At 69.4% G+C, this 16,704-nt stretch carries 13 protein-coding genes and 1 pseudogene; 4 read left to right on the plus strand and 10 right to left on the minus strand.

The window, feature by feature from the left end:
- Window positions 1–4: 4 nt before the first annotated feature.
- On the minus strand, window positions 5–724 hold the full coding sequence (locus AC16DP_RS37975) for an ABC transporter permease subunit (protein ID WP_329732366.1): 720 nt from the start codon (window positions 722–724) through the stop codon (window positions 5–7).
- Window positions 725–760: 36 nt separating this feature from the next.
- Window positions 761–1,750, minus strand: coding sequence for an ATP-binding cassette domain-containing protein (locus AC16DP_RS37980; protein WP_329732367.1), 990 nt, complete (start codon window positions 1,748–1,750; stop codon window positions 761–763).
- 164 nt (window positions 1,751–1,914) lie between these two features.
- Here AC16DP_RS37980 and AC16DP_RS37985 point away from each other — a divergent pair.
- Window positions 1,915–1,989 (plus strand): annotated as a pseudogene (locus tag AC16DP_RS37985) (hypothetical protein); the annotation flags it as partial.
- 135 nt (window positions 1,990–2,124) lie between these two features.
- Here the strand turns inward: AC16DP_RS37985 and AC16DP_RS37990 are convergent.
- The 6 genes from AC16DP_RS37990 to AC16DP_RS38015 form a co-directional block, all read right to left on the minus strand.
- Window positions 2,125–2,928: a hypothetical protein gene (locus AC16DP_RS37990; RefSeq protein ID WP_329732368.1), complete on the minus strand. Its 804-nt coding sequence runs from the start codon at window positions 2,926–2,928 to the stop codon at window positions 2,125–2,127.
- 27 nt (window positions 2,929–2,955) lie between these two features.
- On the minus strand, window positions 2,956–6,057 hold the full coding sequence (locus AC16DP_RS37995) for an efflux RND transporter permease subunit (protein ID WP_329732369.1): 3,102 nt from the start codon (window positions 6,055–6,057) through the stop codon (window positions 2,956–2,958).
- Between the two features lie 12 nt (window positions 6,058–6,069).
- Entirely contained in the window at window positions 6,070–7,260 is a 1,191-nt protein-coding gene (locus AC16DP_RS38000; RefSeq protein ID WP_329732370.1) for an efflux RND transporter periplasmic adaptor subunit, read from the minus strand.
- Window positions 7,257–8,486: a TolC family protein gene (locus AC16DP_RS38005; protein ID WP_329732371.1), complete on the minus strand. Its 1,230-nt coding sequence runs from the start codon at window positions 8,484–8,486 to the stop codon at window positions 7,257–7,259. Before AC16DP_RS38005 ends, AC16DP_RS38000 begins: the two co-directional genes overlap by 4 nt.
- Window positions 8,487–8,592: 106 nt before the next feature.
- Window positions 8,593–8,901 (minus strand): hypothetical protein, encoded by a 309-nt coding sequence (locus tag AC16DP_RS38010; RefSeq protein ID WP_329732372.1) that lies wholly within the window; start codon window positions 8,899–8,901, stop codon window positions 8,593–8,595.
- A gap of 105 nt (window positions 8,902–9,006) precedes the next feature.
- The gene (locus AC16DP_RS38015; RefSeq protein ID WP_329732373.1) at window positions 9,007–9,534 is read right to left on the minus strand and encodes a DUF1801 domain-containing protein; all 528 of its coding nucleotides are present in this window, start codon (window positions 9,532–9,534) and stop codon (window positions 9,007–9,009) included.
- Between the two features lie 404 nt (window positions 9,535–9,938).
- On the opposite strand from AC16DP_RS38015, the gene AC16DP_RS38020 reads away from it, so the two are divergent.
- On the plus strand, window positions 9,939–11,825 hold the full coding sequence (locus AC16DP_RS38020; RefSeq protein ID WP_329732374.1) for a M4 family metallopeptidase: 1,887 nt from the start codon (window positions 9,939–9,941) through the stop codon (window positions 11,823–11,825).
- A 136-nt stretch (window positions 11,826–11,961) separates the two neighbouring features.
- On the opposite strand, the gene AC16DP_RS38025 is transcribed toward AC16DP_RS38020, so the two are convergent.
- A complete protein-coding gene (locus AC16DP_RS38025) occupies window positions 11,962–12,684 on the minus strand; it encodes a hypothetical protein (RefSeq protein WP_329732375.1) in 723 nt (240 codons plus the stop codon).
- Window positions 12,623–12,880 (minus strand): hypothetical protein, encoded by a 258-nt coding sequence (locus tag AC16DP_RS38030; RefSeq protein WP_329732376.1) that lies wholly within the window; start codon window positions 12,878–12,880, stop codon window positions 12,623–12,625. Before AC16DP_RS38030 ends, AC16DP_RS38025 begins: the two co-directional genes overlap by 62 nt.
- Window positions 12,881–13,022: 142 nt before the next feature.
- Between AC16DP_RS38030 and AC16DP_RS38035 the strand changes: the two genes are divergently transcribed.
- Window positions 13,023–14,906, plus strand: a complete 1,884-nt coding sequence (locus AC16DP_RS38035) for a sulfatase-like hydrolase/transferase (RefSeq protein ID WP_329732377.1) — start codon at window positions 13,023–13,025, stop codon at window positions 14,904–14,906.
- The gene (locus AC16DP_RS38040; protein WP_329732378.1) at window positions 14,903–16,636 is read left to right on the plus strand and encodes a hypothetical protein; all 1,734 of its coding nucleotides are present in this window, start codon (window positions 14,903–14,905) and stop codon (window positions 16,634–16,636) included. The genes AC16DP_RS38035 and AC16DP_RS38040 overlap by 4 nt, the downstream gene beginning before the upstream one ends.
- Window positions 16,637–16,704: the final 68 nt, after the last annotated feature.

Below are 16,704 nucleotides of genomic sequence, written 5' to 3' on the forward strand. Positions count from 1 at the left end.
AACCTCACTGACGGACGTTGCCCAGGGTGCGCGTGGTCAGCGCCAGCCCCACGCCCGTGAGCGACAGGTAGAAGAGGAGATCGCGCGTATCCAGCACGCCCCGCGCGATGTTGGCGAAGTGGTAGTCGGCCGAGAGGTACTGGAGCAGCTCACCGATCGACTCCGGCAGCACCATCGCGAACTTGTCGATGAAGTAGAAGGCGAAGCACAGCAGCAGCCCGATGATGAAGCCGACGATCTGGTTGCGGCTGAGGGCGCTCGCCCAGAGCCCCAGCGCCAGGAAGCTGGAGGCCATGAGCAGCAGCCCCAGGTAGCCCATCACCACGGGGCCCCAGTCGAACCGGGCGCCCTCGGCGGTGAGGCCCGCCACGGTGAGCGGATAGGGCAGCGTCCACAGCAGGCCCACCGCCACCATGCCCAGCGCCGCGACGAACTTGCCCGCCACCAGCTCCCAGTCCCGCATGGGCATGCTGAGGAGCAGCTCCAGCGTGCCGCTCTTGCGCTCCTCGGCCAGCAGCCGCATCGTCACCGCCGGAGCGAAGACGACGAACAGCACCGGGGCGATGCCGAAGAACGCCCGCAGCGAGGCCTGCCCGGCGACGAAGACGGTACTGAAATACAACCATCCCGCCACCACCAGGAACACGCCGATGACGATGTACGCGACGGGAGAGTTGAAGAAACTCCTGAACTCACGCCTGGCGACGGCCAGTGTCGTTCCCATTCTCTACCTCGTGATGTCTGATGTCTGGGATGGGGCTCAGGCCGCCAGCGGCGGCACGTGAGGCTCCTGAGGGCCCCGCGGACCCTCGCCACCCGTGAGCTTGCGGAACGTCTCTTCCAGACTGACGTGCTGCCGCTTCACCTCGAGCAGGCAGAGGTCATGGCGCACGGCGGCCTCGAAGAGCGAGCGGCGGATGTCCTCGGCGCCGTACCGCAGCCGGAAGCCCAGGGTTCCGCTCCCCTCCCCCTCGGCCAGCTCCACGCCCGTGACTCCGGCCACGCCCGCCAGCATCGTGCGGATGGCCTCCGGGTGCAGCGAGGCCCCGGACCGGGACGCGAGCACGACGGTGACCGTGCCCCCCTCGCGCTCCCCCAGCCGCTCCGGCGCGTCGTCCGCGACCAGCCGCCCATCGTTGATGATGAGGACCCGGCTGCACGTGCTCTGCACCTCGCTGAGGATGTGCGTGCTGAGGATGACTGTCTTTTCCTTCCCCAGCTCCTTGATGAGGCTCCGGATCTCCACGATCTGGTTGGGATCCAGGCCCGTGGTCGGCTCGTCCAGGATGAGCAGATCCGGATCGTGCACGATGGCCTGTGCGAGGCCCACGCGCTGCCGGTAGCCCTTGGAGAGCTGGTGGATGTCCTTGCCCAGCACCGCGCGAAGGCCACAGCGCTCCACGGCACTGCGGATCTTCTCGGCGCGCTTGGACCTGGGGATGCCCCGTACCTCGGCGACGAAGTCCAGGAAGTCCCGGACCATCATCTCCTCGTAGAGGGGGTTGTTCTCCGGCAGGTACCCGATCAATCGCCGGGACGCGACCGGGTCGACAGTGACGTCGATGCCATTGACACTCGCCGTGCCGGAGGTCGGCGTGACGAAACCGGCGAGTATCTTCATCGTGGTGGACTTGCCGGCCCCATTGGGCCCGAGGAATCCCACCACCTGTCCTCGGGGGACGTCGAAGCTGACCCCGCGCAGCGCCTGCGTGGCTCCGTAGCTCTTGGTCAGTCCTTCGATCCGGATCATTGGTTGAGTCACGACCTCACCCCATGAAACGAACGGTTTGTTCCAGATGCCGTCTGCACTTAAGGCAGCGAGCGGCACTGTCAACCCGACCCGCGCGGATTTATTTCCGCCCCCCCGGTGACCGTGGATTTCACCAGAGGTGAAACGAGGCCTCATGGGCAAGGCTCAAGTCCTGCATCCTCCAGGAGGCCCAGCTGGACGAGGCCGCGCTGGATGGAGCCCGGGTGCGCGGGGCGGACCTGCGCGGCGCTCAGGGCTTGCCGCCCCTCAAGGTGGCGTGGCTCGACCTCGGCAGCCGCGAGGCGCCAATCCGGCCCGAGGGTGAGGCGCTGAAGCAATGGCTGGTGGAGGCCGCGAGCGAGGCCCCCTGAGGGCTACGGATGGAGTGACTGCGGCTGGCGAGGCTTCCTTGATCGCGCCGAGATCGGCAGGTAGCACTTGCCCTCGTACTCCGCCTGATTCTTGGAGCAGGGCGGACGTCTGGCCAGTTCCACCCAACAACCACCATTGATTTGTACCTCGTCGTCCTCACACGGTGCCTTCGCCTGATCGCTGAACGGCTTGCCCGGCAGGGGATAGGCGATGATTGATGCGCCTTCATCGATCGTGTCTGCCAGCGTGGGCGCCCGGTTCTCCACCACTGCCTGCACCGCCACCCCGGCGGCCACGGGCTGCGTCCCCTTCGGCGCTCCCGTTTTCGCCCTCCAGGAATCTACTCCTACGAAGAGCACCAGCGTCGCGATGCCAACCGCGAGCCCATAGGCCACCACCGGCCACCCCCTCCTCCGTGCTGCCGCCTTCCGCTTCGGCGGCCTCGCCCCGCTCGTCAGGTGGCGCTGCACCGGCGCCATGTACTTCATCCGCAAGGAAGCCAGGGTGAGCAGGTCCAGTAACTTGCTCAGGTCCTTCAGTTGGCTCCGTGAGGGCCCTTGTTCCACCTCCAGCGCCACGTAGGACGAGGAAGCGCTGCAGGTGGCTCGCACCGTCCAGTCCTCCGTGGGTTTCCAGCCGACGTGCGGCCCGGGTACCAACACCACCGCCGCCGCCCCCGTGCGCTCGTTGCGCGCCTCGTAGATCGGACCCAGCCTCGTGAACTCCAACACATCAACGTTCTCGTGCACCCTGCCGAGCCGAAAGGGCCCCAGCCTCCGCACCTTCCCGCGCTTCGTATCCGCCATGGAACCGCCCTCCTTTCCTCCCCTCTTCTACACCACTCTCCGAGCCGCGATGCGCTGGCCCACCCTCTCCTGCACTCCGTGGACGAGCGCGTAGAAGGTGGGCAGAGCCAGCAGCGTGAACAGTGTCGAGGTCAACAGGCCTCCCACCATCACCACGGCCAGCGGACGCTCGATCTCCGTCCCATGGAGCGGCAGCACCAGCAGGGGCAGCAGGCCGAGGATCGCCGTTCCCGCCGTCATCAACTTGGGCCGCACGCGGCCGATGCTGGCCTCTCGTACGGCCTCGGCGAAGGGTTTGCCCTCCGCCATGAGCCCCTTCGTCTGCGCCACCAGCACCAGGCCATTCTGCACCGCGATGCCGAACAGGCCGATGAGCCCCACGAGGCTCGACACGTTCCACGTCTCCCCGGCCAGCAGCAGCGCGAGGATTCCTCCCACGAAAGCGTCCGGCAGCGTGGCGAGGATGACGAGCGCCTCGGCCAATGAGCCCAGCGCCAGGTACAGCAACAGGAAGACGGCGAGCAGCGCCACCGAGATGGCCACCAGCAGGGACTGCTGCGCCCGCTCCTGGCTCTCCACCCGGCCTCCCACGTCGAGGAAGTAACCCGTGGGCAGCTTCAGCTCGGACGCCAGCCGCTCGCGGATCTCCGCCGCCGTGCTCCCCAGGTCTCGTCCCGCCACGCTCGCCTCCACGGCGATGCGGCGGCTCCCCGCCTCGCGGCGCACGCTCCCCGCCCCCGTCGTCTCCTCGATGCTCGCCAGCTGGCTGAGCGGAATCCGCGAGCCGTCATGTCCGTCCACCAACAGCTCGCGGATGGCGTTGATGTCCCCCCGATGGTGATCCGCCAGGCGCAGCACCAGCTCGAACCGGCGCTGGCCCTGCCAGATCTGCGACTCCTCCTCGCCCACGAGGCCCACGCGCACCGCCCGGATGACGTCGCCCGGCGTGAGCCCCACCCGGGCCACCGCGGCGCGGTTCACGTCGATGCGCAGCTGCGGCAGCCCACTGAGCTTCTCCACCCGCAGGTCCTCCACCCCCTTCACCCGTGCCATGACGGCACGCGCCCGCTCCCCGAGCTCCGCGAGCCGCTCCAGATCCGGGCCGAAGATGCGCACCGACACATCCGCGGGGCTGCCTCCCAGGCCCTCGTCGATGCGCATGCCCAGGGGCGTGGTGAAGAGCACGGACACGCCCGGTACCTTGGCCACCGCCCGGCGCATGTCCGCCTCCAGTGCCTCGGGACCACGTCCCCGCTCCTTCTTCAACACCACCAGCACGTCCGAGACGGTGTGCGGCATGGGATCCTCCGTCCGCTCGGCGCGTCCCGTGCGGCGCACCACGTCCTCCACCTCGGGGAACTGGCGCAGCACGTCCTCCACCCGGTGGTTGAGCCGATCCACCTCTTCCAGCGACGCCTCGGGCGGCAGCATCGTCTGGAGGAGCAGCGCGCCCTCGTCGAGCTTGGGCATGAAGTCGCTGCCCACCGCGAAGGCGAGCCCCAGGGCGGGAATCGTGATGGCCAGCGCCACCACGCGCACCAGGCCCGCCCTCCGCATGCAGGCATCCAGCAGCGGGGCATACACGGCCTTCACCCGGCGGATGAGTCCCACGTCTTCCGCCTGCCCCTCCTTGTGGGGCCGCAGGAAGAGCGCCGAGGCCACCGGCACCAGCGTCAGGGCGAGCAGCAACGAGGCCGCCAGACACGCCACCACCGCCGCCGCGAGCGGCCGGTACATGCGCCCCTCGATGCCCGACATGGCGAAGAGTGGAATGAAGACGGAGACGACGATGAGCGTCGCGAAGGTGATGGGCCGGCCCACCTCGCGCGCCGCCGCCAGCGCCTGGGCCTTCCGGGCGGCCTTGTCGCTCCCGGCCCGGAGCCGGTGGACGATGTTCTCGGTGACGATGATGGCCGCGTCCACCAGCAGGCCCACGGCGATGGCCAACCCACCGAGCGTCATGGTGTTGATGCCCACGCCGGCCACCTTCAGCAGCAGGCCCGCCAGCGCGAGCGAGAGCGGCAGCGTGAGCGTGACGATGGCCGCCGCGCGAATGTCCCCCAGCAGCCCGAAGAGGACGAGCACCACCAGGAAGGCACCAATCAGGATGGCCCGGCTCACCCCGCCCAGCGACGAGGACACCAGCTCCGATTGATCGTACACGACGCGCAGGCTGACTCCCGGCGGGAGGCTCGCCCGGACGTCGGCGAGGGCCCGGCGCACGCCCTCCGCCACCTTCATCGTGTCCGCGCCGAACTGCTTGCTGATGCGGCAGCTCACCACCTCGCCATCGAGCCGGTGGGCCATGCCGCGGCGGATGGCCGGCGCCTCCCGCACGTCGGCCACGTCCCCGAGCAGCACCGGTATCCCCCCGCGCAGCGCCACCACCGTGCCGCGCAGATCCTCCAGCGTCTCGGCCCGCCCCACCGCCCGCACCGTCCACTCCAGCGGCCCCTGCACCACGAAGCCTCCCGAGGCGTTGAGGTTGGCGCCCTCCAGGGCGTGGGACACCTCGTCCAGGGTGATGCCCCGGGCCACCATCTGCTCCGTGTCGAGCTGCACCTGGAACTGGCGCAGATAGCCACCCAGCCGCTCCACGCCCGCCACTCCTGGCACGGCGAGCAGCCGGTTCTTCACCTCGAACTCGGCCAGATCCCTCAGCGCCATCAGGTCCACCGTCCCCGGCTCGGCCTCCAGGGTGAACTCGAACACCTCGTTGAGCCGCCCGGTGAGGCTGGAGACGAGCGGCGCATCCGTGCCGGGAGGCAGCTCGCTGGTGGCCGCCGCCACGCGCTCGGCGACGAACTGGCGGCTGCGGTAGTAGTCCGCGTCCGGCTCGAACTCCACCGTCACCTGGGTGACGCCCAGCTGCGAGGTGGAGCGGATGCGGCGCACCTCCGGCAGGCCCGCGAGCGCCACCTCCATGGGAATGGCCACGGCCGTCTCGAGCTCCTCCGCGCCCATGGCCGGGTTCTGCACGATGACGTTGAAGATGGGCGCCGACAGGTCCGGGAACACATCCCGGCGCAGGCCCTGGAAGGCCACCACGCCGAACGCCGAGAGCGCCAGGGCCAGCACCACCGTGAGGCCCGGACGCGAGAAGGACGCCTCGAGGATTCGCGCGATCATGCCCGGCTCCGCTCAGTGCTCATGGTGCTCGCCTCCGCCCCGGGACTTCTCCACCTCGGCCCGGAGGAGGAAGGCTCCGTCCACCACCACCTGCTCGCCGGGCGCGAGTCCCGAGAGCACCTCCACGTCTCCCCCGAGCGTGCGGCCACGCCCCACCTGGCGCCGCTCGAAGATGCCCTGCTCCTTGGGGATGAAGGCGAACCAGCCATTCTCCAGCCGCTGGAGCGCCGCCGCCGGCACGGTGGTGACGGTGGCGCCCCGCTCGCCCAACGGAATGAAGGCCGAGGCGGACATGCCCGGCCTCAGCACGCCGTCCGGGTTGTCCAGCTCCAGCCGCACGGGGATGGTGCGCGAGGCCGGATCCACCCGCTGGCCCACGAAGCCCACCTTCGCGGTGAAGTCCTTGCCGGGAATCGCGGCGAAGGTGATGCGCGCCGGGGCCCCGGGTTGGATGCGCACCGCGTCCCGCTCGAAGGCATGCACGGTGAGCCACAGGCGCGACAGGTCTCCCACGTGGAAGAGGCTCTGGGAGGGCTCGGCCATCTGCCCCATCACCGCGTGGCGCTCGATGACCGTGCCCTCCACGGGCGAGCGCAGGGTGAAGCCCGACGTCCCTCGCGCACCGCCCGCATCCTGCGCATCCACTCCGAGCGCCTGGAGCTCCGAGCGTGCCGCCGCCAGATCGGCCTCGGCCGTGGCTGCTTCGGCTTCGGCGGCCTGCACGTCCTTCTGGGCCACGATGCGCTCGGCCCCCAGGGTGCGCTTGCGCTCCGCCGCCTGTCGAGCCGCGTCGGCCCGGGCCTGCGCTGACTGGAGGGACGCGCGGGCCTTGCCCAGCTCGGGGCTCTGCAGCTCCACCAGCGGCTGGCCCTTCTTCACCTGCTGGCCCGGTGTGGCCCGGAGGGTGAGCACCCGCGCCGGAACGGGCGAGGCCACTTCCGCATAGGCGTCCTCGTTCACGCCCAGCTCGCCCAGGGCCGTCACCCCTTCGCCACCGGGGCGCTGCTGCACCGGGGCCGTGGTGACGCGCAGGTCTCGCAGCATCTCCGGATCGATGTGGACGAAGGTCTCGTCCTCGTCCTCACCGTGGGCGTGCTTGCCGGCTTCCTGTTCGCGGGCATGGTCCTCCTCGTGCGGAGGCGCCTCCCGCTTGCAGGCGCCAAGTCCGAGGAGGAAGGCCAGGAGGAGGTGTTGGGGCTTCATCGAAGGACTCCGGACTGCACGGTGAGTTGGACCCGGGAGAGGGCCGCCTGCAGGAGACGGGTGAGGTAATCCGCGCGGCCGTCGAGCACGTCCCGGCGCACGAGGAGGAACGCGGCGAGGCCCATCTCCCCGGCCTCGTAGGACTTGCGGGCCAGCAGCTCGTTGTCCGCGAGCAACGGGAGGGCCTCGCGCTCCAGCAGCTCCACCGCCTCGCGGTCCTTGCGGTACTGGACGAGGGCGGCCTGTAACTGGACGGCCTGGGCCCGGCGAGCGGCCTCCAGTGCCACCTGCAGACGCCGAACCCGGGCCTCGCCCGTTACCCGGGCGGACTGGCCCCGCGAGAAGAGTGGCAGCGACACGCCCAGGGCTCCGACGAGGGCACGCTCATCGCCCTCGTTCTCATAACGGATCCCCACGTTGAGATCGGGCCACGCGGAGCCCTCGCCCAGGCGCTGCTCGGCCCGGGCCTCCTCGAGTTCCGACACCAGGGCGGTGACGTCCGGGCGCTCGGGTGGCGTGGCCGGAAGCTCCACGGGCCGCGCGGCCAGGGCACTCAAGTCGCCCAGGGGCGAGAGCTGCGCGTCCGCCGGCAGGCCGAGCCATTCGCGAAGCGCCCCGAGCTGGACCGCCTCCGCCCCCTCGGCGCTCGCCACGTCGGCCCGGGCGCGCGCCAGGGCCACGCGCGCCACGTTGACGTCCACCACGGGCACGTCCCCGGCCTCGAATCGCCGCTGGGTGGAGTGAGCGAAGTCCCGGGCGGCCTCCTCCGCCGCTCGCGCCAGGCGCAGCCGCTCCCGGGCATGCAACGCCCGCAGGAAGGTGGCCGCCACCTCGCCGAGCACCCGGCGCTCCGTGTCCCGCTGGAGGGCCGTCTCACGGGCGAGGCCGGCGCGGGCCGCATCGAGGCGGGAGCCCCGCTTGCCACCCAGCTCGACGGGTTGGGAGAGCCCCACGACGACATTCGGTGCCTGCTCTCCGGTGGCCAGGGTGCGCGGGCCCGCTTCGAGCGACAGCGTGGGGTTGTTGTGCAACAGCGGAGAGGCACCCGCCACGGGCCCCCGTGCTTCGGCCACACGGCCCGCGGCCTCGAGCAAGGCCGGGGCACGCTGGCGGGCCAGGGACAGGGCCTCTTCCAGGGTGAGCTCGGAGGGTTGGGCCGCACCCGGGCGCGGCCAGAGCAGCACGGTGACGAGCCCGAAGGCCGCCACCGTCAGACGGTGGAACACGAGACACCTCGCGGAGGTGAACGGGCGTCAGGAGCGAGGCGCTCCCCGGGCAGCCGGGGCACACCCCTCCCGATGACGCTCGAGAGACGATGGAACGAACAGGGTCCTACGCGAGGGGCACTATTGGGACGTGCAGGATGTCCCCCACGTCGGCCGAGGCGGGCTCGTCCTCTTCGTACCCGGCGACCGGAGGAGGCCTCGGGGCCAGGAGGACCGTCGAGGGGGCGGGGACCGCGACCACCAGGCGCACGTGGGCGCAGCAGACGCAGTCGGTGCAGTCCGGGGCACACTGCCCATGCTCGTCATCATCCGGGCAGCTCTGCATGCACACGTCACCCGAGCTGGCAGTCGACACCAGGCCACTGCCGGCCGGGGTGAACAGCAACAGGCTGAGCAGGAAGAAGATGCGAAGCACCGGAGGCAGTCCTAACACATCGGCGAAGGGGTTGTCCGGGGTCGTTGTCCAGCGAGTGTTGAGCAGGTGGTCCAACACTCTCGGACTCCGAGAAGGGCGACAGGCCTACGCGCGCTTCCTGGCCACCGTCTTCTTCGCCGCGGGCTTGCTCTTCTTGGCGGCCGGCGCCTTCTTCTTGTCCGGGGGCCGGATCACGGACTCGTACTGTTGGATGTATGCCTTGGCGGGCACGCGGCGGATGGCCTCGCCGAGCACATCGAGCGCGACGTCCTCGAGCTTCTTGAAGCGCACGCACGACTTGCCCATGTCCAGCTTCCTGCCCGTCTTCGTCCACGCGTCGCGGAACCACTTCTCCAGCTGGGGCTGGCCGTAGACGCCCATCAGGTAGACGGCCATGTGGTTCTTCTGCGAGGCCAGCGCGGCGAAGGGCAGCGGCTGCTTCGGATCGACGTGGTAGCCCGCGGGGAACACCTCGTGCGGGACGTAGTAGCCGAGCATCCCGTACTGGATGCCCTCCTCGTAGTCCTCGTCGAGGTTCTCGAGGATGACCTCACGCACGGCGGAGACGGCCGCGCGGCGGTCCTCCGGAAGCGAGGCGAGGTACTGCTCGACAGTGGTGGCTTTGCTCTGCATGCCCACGACTGTAGCGCGTCCCGAACTTGACGGTTCCAGGACGCGCGGGAAGCCTTGCGGTGCGGCCATTCGCCCGTCACATTCCTTGATGCTTTTGGCCCAAACGCTTGCGGCGCCAAGCGAGAAACCCTTGGGGCAATTCATCCAGGCACCCGAGGGCATGGGGCAAAAAGGGCCTCCTCCCGCCGTGAGGCGAATCCGGCGGAGATCAACCGGTTGCATGGAGCGGATGTAAAGCCGCGCTACGTTCGGGGCCGCGCTCGCTGTGACATGCATGCTCCACCGGGTTGTCGAGGGCTGTGCGGTCTCACGGGGATTCCATCGGGTCCATGAGTTGGCCCGATATCTGCTCCAGGGATTCCACGTCCGGCGACATCTCGTCGCAGACCGAAGGAGTGCCCCCCTTGCGTACGCGTTTCCTTGCTGTTGCGCTGCTCGCCCTTCCCCTCGCCGCGTGCGAGGTCGACAACACCCAGCTGCCCGAGGGTGCCCAGAAGTTCGACCAGGCCGCTGACTCGCTCGGCGATGTCCAGGCGGCGCTGGCCGCGCTGCCGTCCGCCAGGGTCGCGGGCGCGGACGAGAGCAACTTCCCCTACATGCTCACCGGCAACCTGGGCTCGGCCAGCTCGAGCCTCACCGGTGACATGCACAGCCGCGTGAGCCCGGCGCTGCCCGCCATCGCCGCCGCGTTCCGCCTGAATGCCTCGGATCTGGTGCACACGCGCAGCCGCGTGGACGAGCAGGGCGTCACCCACCTGCGCTATGCCCAGACGAAGAACGGCCTGCCGGTGGTGAACGAGGAGCTCGTGCTCCACGTGGCCGCCGACGGCACCATCACCGCCGTCAACGGCACCGCACGCGACGGTGAGATCGTCTCCTCCAAGGCGACCATCTCCCCCGAGGCCGCCCGGATCGCCGCGCTGGACTCCACCTCCGGCCGCCACCTGGCCTCCGAGGGCACCCGGCTGGTGTACGTGCGCTCCACCCAGGACGGCAAGCTGAAGCTGGCCTACGAGGTCCTGGTGTCCGGCGAGGGCGTGGACATGCCCATCCGCGATCTCGTCTACGTGAGCGCCAAGGATGGCTCGCTGGTGCAGCGCAACTCGAAGATCCACTCCGCGCTCAACCGCAAGGTATACAGCGCCAACAACGGCTCCAGCACCCCGGGCACGCTCAAGCGCACCGAGGGCCAGGCGGCCACGGGTGACGCCCACGTCGACGGCAACTACGACAAGCTGGGTGGCACGTACAACTGCTACAAGAACAACTTCGGCCGTGACTCGTTCGACAACCTGGGTGGCGCGCTCATCAGCACGGTGCACTACAGCACCAACTACGTGAACGCCTACTGGAACGGCACCCAGATGGTGTACGGCGATGGTGACGGCGTGAACTCGGGCATGCTGGGCCTGTCCGCGGACGTGACCACGCACGAGCTCACCCACGCGGTGACCGAGCGCGAGTCCAACCTCACCTACTCGGGTGAGTCCGGCGGCCTCAACGAGGCGATGAGCGACATCTTCGGCGCCTACTGCGAGAGCTACGCCTCGGGCACCTGGGCCACCACCAACGCGGTGTTCATGGTCGGCGACGACATCTGGACGCCCGCCACCCCCGGTGACGCGCTCCGCTACATGTACGATCCGGCCAAGGACGGCGTCTCGCTCGACTACTGGACGAGCAGCGCCGGCAGCGTGGACGTGCACTACAGCTCGGGCATCGCGAACCTGGCCTTCACCCTGCTGTCCAAGGGTGGCACGCACCCGCGCGGCAAGAGCACCGTCACGGTGACGGGCGTGGGCGTGCAGCAGGCCGGCGCCATCTTCTACAAGGCCAACGTGGACTACATGACGGCCTCCACCACCTTCGCCCAGGCGAAGACGTACACGGAGCAGGCCGCGACGGCGCTCGGCTACTCGGCGACGTCCGTGACGCAGGCCTGGAACGCGGTGGGCGTGGGCGTGACGACGCCTCCCCCGGCCGCCACGGCGCTGAGCAACGGCGTGGCCGTCACCGGCATCTCGGGCGCCACGGGCTCGTCGAAGTACTACTACCTGGATGTGCTGGCCGGCCGCGCCTCGTCCTTCGTGATGAGCGGTGGCACGGGTGACGCGGACATGTACGTGAAGATCGGCTCCGCGCCGACCACCTCCTCGTACAACTGCCGTCCGTACCTGACGGGCAACAACGAGACGTGCAACATCGCCGCGCAGAGCACCAACCAGCGCATCTACGTGATGCTGTACGGCTACAGCTCGTACTCCAGCACCTCGCTCAAGGGCACGTACTGAGCCCGGGTTCGCTGAAGTCAGCTTGAGATGAACGGCCCCTGGGAGGCATGCCTCCCGGGGGCTTCGTCTTTGGGCTCATGGACCGGGCACGCCGAGCGCCGTGCGGGTTTCGACGGCCGAGTGGTTGGTGCACGGCTCAAGGAGGCGCGTCGAGATCGATGCGAATCTCCTGGGTCTGATCCTTCTGGTCCCGGCAACCGAGCACGAGTTGCTGGCCCTTCCAACCGAGGTCATCCACCACCCAGAAGGTGCCGTCACTCGCGGCCCTTCGTGCCACCTTCTGTCCGGTGGACAGGTCGTAGACCTCGATGACGGGCGGCGCCGCGAAGAGGGTCGGGAAGGTGGCGAGGTACCGCATCGAGGGCGACAGCTCCATCGCCGGGCCCGACACCTGGAGCAAGGTCTTCCCATCCGTGCCGTAGACGATGCCGCTGGCGGCGTCGCTCCCGGCGGTCCAGGTCAGCAGGATGTGGTTGCCCGTGGTCCACCGGACCCGGGCGTTCGTCGAGCGCACCACGGTGGACTTGTCGAGGGTGATGCGCGTGAGCCGCCGCGAATCGGACGCATCGTGGACATCGATGTGACGAATCCGCTCCCCTTCGGGCACGAGCAGGGCGAAGCGCTTGTCGGGTGAAAGAACGGATCCGGGGAGACCGGGAGCCTCGGTGGGGCCCGGGTCCGGGTCGGGCACCGGGGCGGGAACGGAGGCGGCGCCCGCGTCGGAGGTGACCGCGGCCACCGGCGGGCTGCTCTCGATACGCGGTGGCGTCCGAGGGGCCTCGGGAGGCTTGCGCTCCTCACACCCTCCCATCAGCACCAACACCACGAGCCCGGTGCGCCACAAGCAGGTGTTTCCCATGGGTGTGCCCTACGGTGAGGATGGAGGAGTGGATCGCGCTGATCTCATCGATCCGGCGGTTGAAGTCGCTCACCGCCTTTTCGCTCCAGGCCCACTTCTTCTTCAGGTACTCGCCCTTCCGCTTCTCGATCGCCTCCTGGAAGAGCCGCACCTGGGCGTCGAGCCACTCCATGATGAGTGCCTGGATGTTCTTCACCGCAGCCTCCCCTTGGAGCACGGTAGGCCGCCGGGCAACCACCGTCAAACCCGCCTGCCCGCCCCTCACTCTCGGTGGAGAAGAGGGCATGCGACTTTGCTAGGCTCCGCGCCGCGATTCCCGGCTGAACGAAGAGGAGGAGATGGTGCGCGGTGCGGCTGTGGCGGTGTGGCAGGTCATCTCGGCCTGTTACGTGTTCGTCTTGCTGGAGTGGCTCTTCCTCGTCACCCAGCAGGGCTTCATGGTCTCGTTGCCGCACTCGGTGTGGTTCAGTGCCCTCGCGTGCATCCCCCTGGCGCTCGTGGTCCCGGCGCTCGCCGCGCTCCCGCCACTGCTCGGAGTCGAAGCGCTGCTCGCGCGCCTTCCCGAGGGCTCCCGGGCCCGGACGCTGGCCGTCGCCTCCGCCGTCCCGGCGCTGGTGCTGACGGGCCTGTGCTTCCTGCTGATCGACAACTTCACCTACACCGTCTTCGGCTTCGGGGTGGTGAGCATCCCGAAGTCCCTGCTGTTCCTGTACGTGCTGCTGTGGATCGCGCTCTTCGCCGTCATCGTGAGGCAGGTCGCCCTCGCGCGCCAGGAGGCACTGGCCGGGGACGGGTGGCGCTGGCGGCTCGTGGTGGCCGGGGGGCTCGTCGCCGTCTCGCTCGGGGTCCTGGCCTTCCGGCTCGGGAGCGCGCGCGGGACGGAGCCCCAGGAGGCCCCCATCGCCAGGGCCGCGGCCGGGTCCCCCCACGTCATCTTCGTCGCCACGGACGGGCTGGAAGCGCGGCGGATGTCCGCCTACGGCTACGAGCGCCCGAACACGCCGTTCCTGGAGCGCTTCAAGGAGCGCACCCTCTTCTTCGAGAACGCCTTCTCCAATGCCGGGCGCACCACGGGCTCGACCACGTCGATGCTCACCTCGCGGCTGCCCACGAGCACGAAGGTCATCTTCCCGCCGCACATCCTCTCCGGCGAGGCGTCGTTCCTGCACCTGCCAGGGCTGCTGCGGCGCGCCGGCTACGAGACGCACCAGTTCACCGTCCGCTACTACGCGGACGGGCCCGACCTGAACATGCTGGGAGGCTTCGAGCACGCCAACGGCCGGAACGTGTCCGTGGAGGTGCCCACGGGGCCCTGGCGGGCCCTCATGCAGGAGCGCTACGTGGCCGAGCGCATGGCCGAGCGCCTCACCGAGCGTGTGCTCTACGTGCTCGGCATCCGGCCGATGGTGAATCACTTCAAGCTCGTGCAGTTGCCCACGCGCATCGCGGGCTGGGACACGGATGAGGATCGCATCCAGGGAGCGCTCACCGCGGCCGAGAAGGCCCAGCGGCCCTTCTTCATGCACATCCACCTGATGGGCACGCACTGCTGCAGCTACCCGGAGAGCCCCCACCCGGTCTTCACGCGCGGCTCCAAGTCGCGGGACAACCAGCTCGACGACGCCATCCTCGACTCGGATCGCCTCCTCGAGCGCTTCATCACCCGGCTCGAGGAGCGTGGGTTGCTGGAGAACACGATGGTGGTCATCAGCTCGGACCACAATCACGAGTGGAACACGCTCGATCGGGTGCCGCTGATGATCCACTTCCCCAGCGGCCGGCACCGGGGCGTGGTGAAGGAGAACGCCCAGCTGCTCGACGTGGCGCCCACGGTGCTCGAGACCGTGGGGCTGCCCATCCCGGGCTGGATGGAGGGCCGCTCGATGCTCTCGGCCCGGCGCTCTCCCACGGAGCCCATCCTGGGCACGGGCGAGGTCAACGCGAGACTCGCCCATGCGGATTGGGAGTACATCTCCCAGCTGCGCAACGCGGGGCCGCCGCTCTATGGCATGAGCACCGTCTCCGCGATCGTCTGCGACCGGTGGTGGACCTTCCAACTCAAGACCGGGGAGCTCCAGACGGGCCGGGTGTCCGGGCACACGGCGCCGTGCGCGGAGGGGTCGCTTCCCAAGGCCGAGGACCTCCGGCATCAGTTCCTCTCGCACCTGCGGGAGCGGGGCTTCGAGCTCGCCCACTTGCAGGAACAGAAGCAAGGACGATGATGGACTCCTCTCCCTCCCTGCTCCCCACCTCGCGTGCAACCGGCCTCCTGCGCTGGGGAGTCCTGCTCCTGCTCGCCGTGGCGGCCTATGTGGGCTGGCGCGAGTTCTGGTTCCTGACCGACGACGCGTTCATCACCTTCCGCTACATCAGCAACAGCCTGCGCGGGTACGGGCACACGTGGAATCCGCCGCCCTTCCAGCCGGTGGAGGGCTACTCCAACTTCCTGTGGATGGTGTTGCTGGAGGGGGTGTGGCGGGTGTCCGGCGTGGAGCCTCCGGAGGCGGCCAACGCGGTGTCGCTCGCCTTCAGCTACGGCACGCTCGCGCTCGGCTTCTTCTGGGTATGGCGCATGGCGCTGCCGGCGGGGCTGGCCCGCTATCGCTTCGCGCTCGCCGTGGCGGTGCTGGCCGGAGTCCTCTCCAACCGCACCTTCCTCGCCTGGATGAGCTCCGGGCTGGAGACGGCGCTCTTCATCTTCTGCACCACGCTGTGGTGCGTGGCCATGGTGGAGCAGGACCGCGAGCACAGCCCGAGGGCGGTCACGGTGGCGTGCACGGCCGCGGCGCTCTCGGCGCTCACCCGGCCGGATGGGATGCTGCTGGTGGCCGCGTGTGGGGTGCTCCTCCTCATGAAGCTCGTGCAGGCGCCACCGCGTGGGAGATGGGTGCTCGCGGCGCTGCCCCTGCTGGCCGTGCCGCTGCACATCGGCTGGCGGCGGCTGTACTACGGGGAGTGGCTCCCCAACACGTACTACGCCAAGCACGTGCAGTCCTGGCCCGAGAGTGGCCTGCGCTATGCCCTGTGCTTCCTCATCGAGTACGGGCTGTGGGTGTGGCTCGCGGTGGGGATTGCCGCCGCCGTGCGGTTGCTCCGGGGCATGGGGTGGCGCGAGGTGGCGGAGCGGTTGTGGAAGCAGCCGGGGCACGTGGCGGTGGTGGGGGTGCTGCTCGCCCACTTCGCCTACTACACGCTGATCATCGGCGGAGACCACTTCGAGTACCGCGTCTACGCGCACCTGATGCTGCCGCTGATGGTGGCCTTCGTCGCCTTCCTCGGGTGGCTGCGCGTGGAGCGCACCGGCGCGCTCGCGCTGATGGGGACCTTCCTGCTGCTGAGCCTGCCGGTGCAGTGGGTGCACTACGCGAAGACGCGGGAGCTCACCACGCGCAAGCAGACGTACCGCCTCCGCCAGCCCATCGCCGACGCCTTCCCGGCGCCGGTGCGCCCGGTGGTGGAGCTGTTCGACGCCCAGCAGGACTGGCTCATCTCGCACTTCGTGGGGATGCGTCACCAGGAGCACAAGGTCTTCTTCGAGACCTGGAGCCACGAGTACCCCACGCGCGAGGAGGGGCAGAAGCTGGCCCTGCCGGAGCGGCCCTTGCTGGTGACGCGGTCGGTGGGCGTCCCGGGGTGGGTGCTGCCGGACGTGATCATCATCGACTACCACGGCCTCAACGATCGGGTGGTGGCCCGCACGCCGGTGAAGGAGCAGAAGCTGAAGGAGCGCATCATGGCCCATGACCGGACGCCTCCTCCCGGCTACCTCGAGTGCTTCGAGCCCAACCTGCAGATCAAGCGCCGGCAGATGCGGACGGGCACGCGGAAGACGCCGTTGACGGACGAGCGCATCCGCGAGTGCGAGGCCCGCTTCGATCCCAGCAAGTCCCCTGCCCCCACGGATGCTCCCGCCCCGGACGCACCAGGGCTCACGGGAGCGGGCGAGGAGTAGGCCGCAGGAGGTCACGAAGCGCGACGCCACGCCTCATCGAACCCTCATTGCCCGGGCCCCGGTGTTGG

It is taken from the genome of Archangium sp. (genome assembly GCF_057119385.1).